We start from the raw sequence: 874 nt of genomic DNA, 5'->3' as shown, positions 1-874 counted from the left end.
GTACACATTCGCCGCGAATAGAATGCTCTCCTACCCAAGAATAAATTCTTGACAAAGCTTCGGTACTACACTTGATGCCCGTTTATTATCGATGCCCGCCCCGCTCGACCAGTGAGCTGTTACGCACTCTTTAAATGATTGCTGCTTCCAAGCAAACATCCTGGCTGTCACTGCAGTCAGACTTCCTTAGTTCAACTTAGTGTAAATTTAGAGACCTTAGCTGTTGTTCTGGGTTCTTTCCCTTTTGGACTTGGACCTTAGCACCCAAGCCCTCACTGCCGAGTATATTATGCCGCATTCGGAGTTTATCAGAATTTGGTAGGATTTGACTCCCCCGCATCCTATTAGTAGCTCTACCTCGACATAACTCAACCTCGACGCTGTACCTAAATACATTTCGGAGAGTACGAGCTATTTCCCAGTTTGATTAGCCTTTCACCCCTACCCACAGTTCATCCAAAAACTTTTCAACGTTAACTGGTTCGGACCTCCATGTTGTGTTACCAACACTTCATCCTGACCATGGGTAGATCACAAGGTTTCGCGTCTACAGCCACCGACTATTCGCCCTATTCAGACTTGCTTTCGCTTCGACTACGACACTGAATGTCTTAATCTTGCCGGTGACCGTAACTCGTAGGGTCATTATGCAAAAGGCACGCCGTCACTGGACTTGCCAGCTCCGACCGCTTGTAAGCGTACGGTTTCAGGTTCTATTTCACTCGGGTACTCCCCGTGCTTTTCACCTTTCCTTCACAGTACTTGTTCACTATCGGTGTCTCAGGAGTATTTAGCCTTAGCGGATGGTACCGCTTAATTCAGAGGGGATTCCACTGGTCCCCACCTACTCAGGATACTGCTCGTCCTTAATCTC

General features: G+C 47.6%; 1 rRNA gene. It reads right to left on the bottom strand.

The annotated features are described in order from the left end of the window. Positions 1 to 874, bottom strand: a 23S ribosomal RNA gene (locus MJQ71_RS20820); the annotation flags it as partial.

The organism is Emticicia aquatica, assembly GCF_923079645.1.
Taxonomy (GTDB): Bacteria; Bacteroidota; Bacteroidia; order Cytophagales; family Spirosomataceae; genus Emticicia; species Emticicia aquatica.
The sequence above is the reverse complement of the archived record's forward strand: the minus strand, read 5'-3'. Positions and strand labels throughout refer to the sequence as shown.